The sequence below is a fragment of the Mycobacterium sp. TH-M106 genome, from assembly GCF_057473765.1.
The window spans coordinates 1-8,360 of sequence record NZ_JBYCLE010000153.1; the positions used below are offsets into that span (position 1 = coordinate 1).

Here is an 8,360-nt window from a genome sequence, read left to right on the forward strand (position 1 = left end):
GCGCCGATCCCCTACGCCCAGGCCGATCTCGGCGCCCTGCAACGGGTCGGCGACCCGGGCCTCGACACGATCGCCGTCACCGGCCCCGCTGAGATCATCGACCGGATCCTCGGCGTCACCTCGGTCCGGGGCGCCACCCTGCTCGGTGACGGCCCACTCACCGGTGACGTGGTAGACCTGCTCAGCACGCGTGGTGACACGGTGGCGATCGCCCCCGGTGACTGCGCCGACCGGGATTCTGCTGCCGGCGCATCGCCGGTCGCCGACCTCACCCCGCATCGCGTGTCGCCACAGGTGGTGACCGCACCATTCGACCCCGCCCTGGGTGGTGCACTGGCCGCGCTGGGCGCCGAGCCGGCGGCGCCGACCTACCTCGATCCGTCACTCGCGGTTCGGCTCCGCCACGACTCGGCTGTCGCGCGCCGCCAGGATGCGCTGGGCTCGGTGCTGTGGCGCAGTCTGGAGCCCGACGTCGCCCCTCGCACCGAGATCGTGCTGCCGCCGAGCTACTGGGAGCCGCGCGCCGACGATGCGCAGGCCGTGCTGTCCACTGTGGCCATGGCGATGCGCTCCGGCCTGGCGATGCCGCAGCCGTTGCCGGCGGCCATTGCAGCCGCCCGAGAGCTCGCCGCCGAAACCCCACTGCGCCCGGCAATCGGCGAGGCGGTGCGGGGCCGGTTCGGTGACGACGTCGTCGCCGCCATCGCCGGTCAGATGGGCCGGTTGTGGGGGTTGACATCGGCGCTGACCACTGAGCCCCGCACCGGGCTGACCGGTGAGTCCTACACCGCGCCGCTGCGAGAGGACATGCTCCGGGCACTGACGCAGGCGGAGCCGCCTGCCGCACGTAACGGGCTGGCCGTGCATCGGGTCGCGGCCGTCGCCCGTGCCATCGAGGACCTGTTCGCCGCGGTCACCATCGTCAACCCGGCCGGCTCCTATACTCTCGCCACCGAGCACAGCCCGCTGCCGCTGGCGCTGCGCAACAACCTCGCGGTGCCGATCCGGGTGCGCCTGCACATCGACGCACCGCCCGGGATGACGGTCGCCGACGTCGGGGAGATCGAGCTACCGCCGGGATACCTGCCGCTGCGGGTGCCGGTCGAAGTGCACGTCAACCAGCGCGTCGCTGTCGACGTCGCGCTGCGCACCCCGGACGGGTTGCCGCTCGGCGAGCCGGCACGGCTGTCGGTGCATTCCAACGCCTACGGGATGGTGCTGTTCATGATCACCACAACGGCCGCTGTGCTGCTGGTGGCACTGGCCGGACGCCGGCTCTGGCACCGCTTCCGCGGCCAACCCGACCCCGCCGACCTGGACCGCGCCTCCACAACTGCAGGTGCGGACATCGAACACCGAGCAGGCGCAGGAACCCCCAGATGAGCGCCCCGGGCCACCGCGCCGGGCCAGCCGGCCAGCCGGCACCGCGGCGGGTCAGCCCGGCCGCACGCCCGGAACTCACCGACGCCGCGGTGGTGTCACGATCCTGGGGGATGGCGCTGGCGACGCTGGTCAGCCGGATCACCGGCTTCGCCCGGATCGTGTTGCTGGCAGCGATCCTGGGCGCCGCCCTGACCAGTGCCTTCTCGGTGGCCAACCAGCTGCCGAACCAGATTGCCGCCCTGGTGTTGGAGGCGACGTTCACCGCGATCTTCGTGCCGGTGCTGGCCCGCGCCGAACGAGACGACGCCGACGGCGGGGCCGCGTTCGTGCGACGCCTCGTCACGCTCGCCACTGCGTTGCTGCTGGTGACCACCGTGATGTCGGTGGCCGCTGCCCCGCTGCTGGTGCGATTGATGCTGGGCGGTGATCCCCGGGTCAACGCTGCGTTGACCACCGCGTTCGCCTACCTGCTGTTGCCACAGGTGATCTGCTACGGCCTGTCGTCGGTGTTCATGGCGATCCTGAACAACCGCAACGTCTTCGGGCCACCGGCGTGGGCGCCAGTGGTCAATAATGCGGTGGCGATCGCTACCTTGGGGCTCTATCTGGCGGTGCCGGGCGAGCTCTCGGTCAATCCGGTGAGGATGGGCAATGCCAAGCTGCTGGTGCTCGGCATCGGCACGACCCTCGGGGTCGTCGCCCAGGCCGTGGTGTTGCTGGTTGCGATCAGGCGCGAACGTATCAGCCTGCGTCCGCTGTGGGGCATCGACCAACGGCTCAAACGCTTCGGCGCGATGGCCGCCGCGATGGTGCTCTATGTGCTGATCAGTCAGGCCGGTCTGGTGGTCGCCAACGAGATCGCCAGCACCGCAGCCGCCTCCGGACCGGCGATCTACTACTATGCGTGGCTGCTGCTGCAGCTGCCGTTCGGCATGATCGGCGTGACGGTGCTGACGGTCGTCATGCCGCGGCTGAGCCGCAATGCTGCCGCCGCCGACACCCCCGCGGTGCTCGCGGACCTGTCGCTGGCTACCCGGCTGATGATGGTCACGCTCATCCCCACGGTGGCGGTGATGACGGTAGGCGGCCCGGCGATCGGCAGCGCGTTGTTCGCCTACGGCAACTTCGGCGCCGTCGACGCCGGGTACCTGGGTGCTGCCGTTGCGCTTTCCGCGTTCACCCTGATCCCTTATGCCCTGGTGCTGTTGCAGCTGCGCGTCTTCTACGCCCGCGAGCAGCCCTGGACGCCGATCGCGATCATCGTCGTCATCACCGCGGTCAAGATCGTCGGCTCCCTGCTGGCGCCGCATCTCACCGGCACGCCCGATCTGGTCGCCGCCTACTTGGGCGCGGCCAACGGAGTCGCGTTCCTGTCCGGGGCGATCGTCGGCTACTACCTGTTGCGGCGCGCATTGCTGCCCTTCGGTGGGCATCTGGTCGACACCGAGGTGGTGCGCACCATCCTGGTCACGACCACCGCGGCGCTGCTGGCCGGGCTGATCGCCCAGGTACTGGGCCGGCTCCTGGGGCTGGCAGCCCTGACCAGCTGGGGCGGGCAGAGCGGCGCCGGCTCGCTGCTGCGACTGCTGATCATCGCGCTGGTGATGCTGCCGATCATGACCGCGGTGATGATGGCTGCCCGGGTACCTGAGGCACAGGCGGCATGGGCGGCGGCCATGGCATGGATATCTGGTCGCAGTCGTCGAGCTGGTCTGCCCAACCAGCAACCCCGCCGTGCCGAGGTCCCGTACCCTGAGTTCGACAATCCGGTCGTGCCGGGCACGGATCTGGCCTGCCAAGCAGCCCGGCGCGAACCCCCGCAACTCAGCGGCAGGCCCACGGCGAAGAGCCGGACAGCGAAAGGCACGAGGGTGCACGACAACCCCGTGGACGACCGCCAGGCGGCACTCGAACGGCACGGACCGGCGGCAAAGCCAGCTCGCGGCGCGCCGCCCCCTCCGGTCGCCCAACCCTCTCGGGAGGCTGTGCTGGACTCGGGGCCGCAACCGGGACCACCGGACGACGCGCACCTGGTGCCCGGCGCCAGCATCGCTGGTGGTCGCTACCGGCTGCTGGTATCCCACGGCGGTGCACCCGCCTTGCAGTTCTGGCAGGCACTGGACACGGCGCTGGACCGGCAGGTGGCGCTCACCTTCGTCGACCCGGATCAGACCCTGCCCGAGGACACAGTGCACGAAATCCTGTCACGCACATTGCGGCTCAGCCGGATCGATCTGCCCGGTATCGCCCGCGTGCTCGACGTGGCTCACACCGGCACGGGCGGCTTCGTGGTGTCGGAGTGGGTTCGCGGCGGGTCGCTGCGTGAGGTGGCCGAGACGTCACCCTCCCCGGTCGGCGCCGCCCGCGCCATGCGGTCGCTGGTCGCTGCCGCGGAGGCAGCACACCACGCCGGCGTCGCGTTGTCGATCGATCACCCCAGTCGAGTGCGGGTCAGCGTTCACGGCGATGTCGCGCTGGCGTTCCCGGCCACCATGCCCGCCGCCAACCCCGAGGATGACATTCGCGGAATCGGTGCGGTCCTCTACGCGTTGCTGGTCAACCGCTGGCCGCTGCCGGAATCGGGCACCGCATCCGGAATCGCACCCGCCGAACGCGATTCCGCCGGCCACCCCGTCGACGCGGATTCCGTCGATCCTGACATCCCGTTCCAGATTGCCGCGGCGGCAACCCACTCGATCGAGGCGGATGGCGGGATACGCAGTGCATCAACACTTCTGAATCTGCTGCGGCAGGCGACGGCGGTAGCCGAACGCACCGATCTGTTGGGTCCGATCGACGAGGAGCCGCCCCCGCCTCCCCCTAAAGCACCGCCCGATGAAGTGACCCGCATCCGGCGTCGGCACGCCCTGCTGATCGGAATCGGCGCCGGTGGCGCGATACTCCTGGTAGCCCTGATCGTCCTGGCCTCGGTGCTGAACCGCATTTTCGGCGATGTCACCGGGCTGGACAAAGACCAACTCGGCTTGAACAACCCGTCCGCCGGGTCGTCTCAGTCGTCGCAGGCCGGCTTCGCCGCCCCCGGCAGCATCGTCAAACCGATGCGGGCGACCGTGTTCTCGCCCGGCGGCGGGGCCGACGCACCACAGGACGCGGGGCTGGCCATCGACGGGAATCCTGCCACCTTCTGGCCGACGGACACCTACCACGACGCCCTGCCGTTCCCGAATTTCAAAAGCGGCGTCGGGCTGATGTTGCAGCTGCCCACGCCTACCGTGGTCGACGCAGTGGCGATCAACGTCTCCAGCACCGGAACCCGAGTACAGATCCGCTCCTCACCGAACCCGAATCCGGCCAGGCTGGAAGACACCTCAGCGCTGACCCAGCCGAAGCTGCTCCAGCCCGGTTCCAACCGGATCGCCGTCAACGCATCGTCGTCGACGTCCAACCTGCTGGTGTGGATCTCCACGCTGGGCAGCACCAACGGTGAAAGTCGCACCGAGGTCTCCGAAATCACCGTTTACGGCTCAGCGTAAGGATCTCACCAGGTCCTACCAGGTCCCACCAGGTCCCACCAGCTCCCACCAGCTTCCACCAGCTCCCACCAGGTGAAGTGCCCGGCCGCGATCGATTGGTTAGTGTCCGGCCATGCAGCACGAGAAATGTCAGGAGCGAAAACGGCGGGAGCTCAGTGACGCCGAGTTGCTCGCCGCGCACGTCACCGGCGACCGCTACGCGTTCGAGGAGTTGTTCTACCGCCACCACCGCCAGCTGCGTCGGCTAGCCTGCCGTACCAGTCGCAGCAGCGAAGACGCTGCCGATGCCTTGCAGGATGCGATGCTGTCCGCGCATCGCGGCGCCGCGTCGTTTCGCAACGATGCCGCGGTCAGCAGTTGGCTGCACCGGATCGTGGTCAACGCCTGCCTGGATCGACAGCGCCGCAGCACAACCCACCTCCGTGCCGCCCTCGACGACCACACCCGACCGGTTGCCGACCGCACAGCACAGGTGGAAACCGCAATCGTGGTGCGGCATGCGTTGATGCGGTTGCCGGCCGAGCAAAGGGCCGCGGTGGTCGCCGTGGACATGCACGGCTACTCGATCGCGGACACTGCCCGCGCACTGGGTGTGGCCGAGGGCACCGTCAAGAGCCGCTGTGCACGAGGGCGAGCCCGACTGGCGGTGTTGCTCGGTCGTCACCGGACCGACTGCGCATAATGGTCCAGCTGGAGCTGGTGCTGCGCGGCGGGCGGGCCGACACCGTGCTCGCGTTCGGGGTGCCGCCCAGCTGGAGTTCCGCGCAGATCGGGCTGCTGGGTCACATCTTGGGCCGGTAGCGGGAACAGTCGGTCGTCCGCTGACGTTGGTAGCCGCTGTAGCAGCCTGCCAGCGGAAAGGCTTTCCATGACCGCCACACCGACCATCCACGATGTGATCGTCATCGGCTCCGGCCCGGCCGGGTACACCGCCGCGATCTACGCCGCCCGCGCACAGCTGGCACCGGTCGTGTTCGAGGGAACCTCGTTCGGCGGCGCACTGATGACCACCACCGAAGTCGAGAATTACCCCGGTTTCCGCAACGGCATCGACGGCCCGGGCCTGATGGACGAAATGCGGGAGCAGGCCCTGCGTTTCGGGGCCGATCTGCGCGCGGAGGATGTCGAATCGGTGGCGCTGACCGGGCCAATCAAGTCTGTCGTCACCACCGACGGGCAGACGTATAGGGCTCGGGCGGTCATTTTGGCCATGGGCGCCGCCGCACGCTATCTCCACGTCCCTGGTGAGCAGAAGCTGCTCGGCCGTGGTGTGAGTTCCTGCGCTACCTGCGACGGTTTTTTCTTCCGCGACCAGGACGTGGCAGTCATCGGCGGCGGCGACTCGGCGATGGAAGAGGCTCTGTTCTTGACCCGGTTCGCCCGCAGCGTGACCATCGTGCACCGGCGCGACGAGTTCCGGGCCTCCAAGATCATGGTCAGCCGCGCCCGCGGAAACGACAAGATCCGGTTCCTCACCCACCGCGTCGCGGTGGCAGTGGAAGGCGACACCGCGGTGACCGGACTGCGGCTGCGCGACACCCGCTCCGGCAAGGAGACCGCGTTGCCGGTGACCGGTGTCTTTGTCGCGATCGGTCACGATCCGCGCTCCGGATTGGTGCGCAACCACGGTGTCGACGTCGACGCCGACGGTTACGTGCTGGTCCAGCAGCCCACCACCCGGACCTCGGTCGAGGGCGTATTCGCCGCGGGCGACCTGGTGGACCGGACCTACCGCCAGGCGGTCACCGCTGCAGGCACCGGCTGCGCTGCGGCGATCGACGCCGAGCGGTGGCTGGCAGACTCCGCAGACCCCGCCCACGCCGTCCCCGGCGGCAGCGACAACAGTGCCGTCCTGATGGGAACACCGTCATGACCGAGACCGGGGACACCGAGGCTCGCTGACCGGTCTCGAGACTTGTTTCGAGGTCCTTCTAGACGCCGTCTCCTGCTGCTCCCGGCTTGAGTATCTGCGACAATTCTGGCTAACCTGCTCGCTAACCCGCTGACGATTGTCAGCCGTTTTTGACGCTGACACCGGTGACCGGAGGAACCTGCTATGCCGAGTCAGCACCGCGGCGCGAACGGCGCGCTGCGTTGCGGCGACCGCAGCGCAGCTGTCGTCGAAATCCGGACAGCATTGGCGGCGCTGGGGCTGGTGAACAGTCCCGACGCCGAACTGACCACCGGCAAGCACGTGGCACTCGACGTGTTCGACGAAGAACTGGACCGGGCGGTGCGTGCCTTCCAGCAGCAACGCGGCCTCCTCGTCGACGGAATCATCGGCGAGGCCACCTATCGCGCGCTGAAGGAGGCGTCCTACCGGCTGGGCGCTCGCACCCTCAACCACCAGTTCGGCGCACCCATGTACGGCGACGACGTCGCCACCCTTCAGGCCCGCCTGCAGGACCTCGGCTTCTACACCAACCTGGTCGATGGCTATTTTGGTTTGCAGACACACCATGCGTTGATGTCTTACCAGCGTGAGTACGGCCTGTACGCGGACGGCATCTGTGGCCCGGAGACGTTGCGCTCCCTCAATTTCCTGGCTTCGCGGGTCACCGGCGGCTCCCTGCACGCATTTCGAGAGGAAGAGCTGGTACGCCGTTCCGGACCGAAACTGTCGGGGAAACGGATTGTCGTCGATCCGGGCGGCGGTGGGGCAGGCGATGGCCAACAGGGCATGGTTACGCAGGGCGACAGCGGCCCCATAACCGAAGCCGATGTGTTGTGGGACTTGGCAAGCCGACTCGAGGGTCGGATGACCGCGATAGGCATGGAAACATTTCTGTCCAGACCGAGCGGTCGCGGCCCGTCCGACGCCGAGCGGGCCGCCACCGCCAACGCCGTCGGCGCCGACCTGATGATCAGCTTGCGCTGCGCGACCCACATCAGTCCCACTGCCAACGGCGTGGCTTCCTTTTACTTCGGTAACTCGCACGGTTCGGTCTCCACCATCGGACGTAATCTGGCTGATTTCATCCAGCGAGAGTTGGTGGCGCGCACCGGATTACGAGATTGCCGCACTCATGGCCGGACCTGGGACCTGCTGCGCCTGACGAGGATGCCCACCGTCCAGGTCGACGTCGGTTACATCACCAACACGCATGACCGCGCGATGCTGGTATCAGCACAGACCCGAGATGCTGTCGCCGAGGGCATCCTGGCCGCAGTCAAACGGCTCTATCTGCTGGGCAAAAACGACCGGCCCACCGGGACGTTTACTTTCGCAGAGTTGCTCGCCCACGAGTTATCGGTGGACCGGTCCGGCGGACTCGGTGGTTCTTAGCAGGTTTGCGACCGCGGCACCGTTACATTTGATGTTGGTCATTGTTGGCCAACGCCGGCGTAACGGTTGCCCGGCCCGGATCGCCGCGTGCGTTCCGGCGAGGCGGGCGAGATTCGGTTCCTCGCATCCTTGGCCGGTGTCGGCTACCGGTGCTCACCTGTTGGCTGTGTGGTCCGGTCTGGTGGGTAGCTCTCACT

Annotated in this window: 5 protein-coding genes; all 5 read left to right on the forward strand. The window is 68.2% G+C overall.

Annotated features, from left to right (window positions below; translation table 11 throughout):
• Positions 1 to 1,383: DUF6049 family protein (locus AC2VOP_RS05535; protein ID WP_486960018.1), on the forward strand; the 1,383-nt coding region annotated here is incomplete at its 5' end.
• On the forward strand, positions 1,380 to 4,877 hold the full coding sequence (gene murJ, locus AC2VOP_RS05540; RefSeq protein ID WP_486960019.1) for a murein biosynthesis integral membrane protein MurJ: 3,498 nt from the start codon (positions 1,380 to 1,382) through the stop codon (positions 4,875 to 4,877). The genes AC2VOP_RS05535 and murJ, both read left to right, overlap by 4 nt.
• Positions 4,878 to 4,989: 112 nt before the next feature.
• Entirely contained in the window at positions 4,990 to 5,559 is a 570-nt protein-coding gene (gene sigM, locus AC2VOP_RS05545; protein WP_486960020.1) for an RNA polymerase sigma factor SigM, read from the forward strand.
• Positions 5,560 to 5,745: 186 nt separating this feature from the next.
• The gene (gene trxB, locus AC2VOP_RS05550) at positions 5,746 to 6,750 is read left to right on the forward strand and encodes a thioredoxin-disulfide reductase (protein WP_486960021.1); all 1,005 of its coding nucleotides are present in this window, start codon (positions 5,746 to 5,748) and stop codon (positions 6,748 to 6,750) included.
• A 183-nt stretch (positions 6,751 to 6,933) separates the two neighbouring features.
• Positions 6,934 to 8,163 (forward strand): N-acetylmuramoyl-L-alanine amidase, encoded by a 1,230-nt coding sequence (locus tag AC2VOP_RS05555; protein ID WP_486960022.1) that lies wholly within the window; start codon positions 6,934 to 6,936, stop codon positions 8,161 to 8,163.
• The last annotated feature ends 197 nt before the right edge of the window (positions 8,164 to 8,360 follow it).

What these genes read in the sequence shown, in the direction of transcription:
- murJ (WP_486960019.1), top strand. Translation starts at nt 1,380, where the DNA reads ATGAGCGCCCCGGGCCACCGCGCCGGGCCAGCCGGCCAGCCGGCACCG.
- sigM (WP_486960020.1), top strand. Translation starts at nt 4,990, where the DNA reads ATGCAGCACGAGAAATGTCAGGAGCGAAAACGGCGGGAGCTCAGTGAC.
- trxB (WP_486960021.1), top strand. Translation starts at nt 5,746, where the DNA reads ATGACCGCCACACCGACCATCCACGATGTGATCGTCATCGGCTCCGGC.
- AC2VOP_RS05555 (WP_486960022.1), top strand. Translation starts at nt 6,934, where the DNA reads ATGCCGAGTCAGCACCGCGGCGCGAACGGCGCGCTGCGTTGCGGCGAC.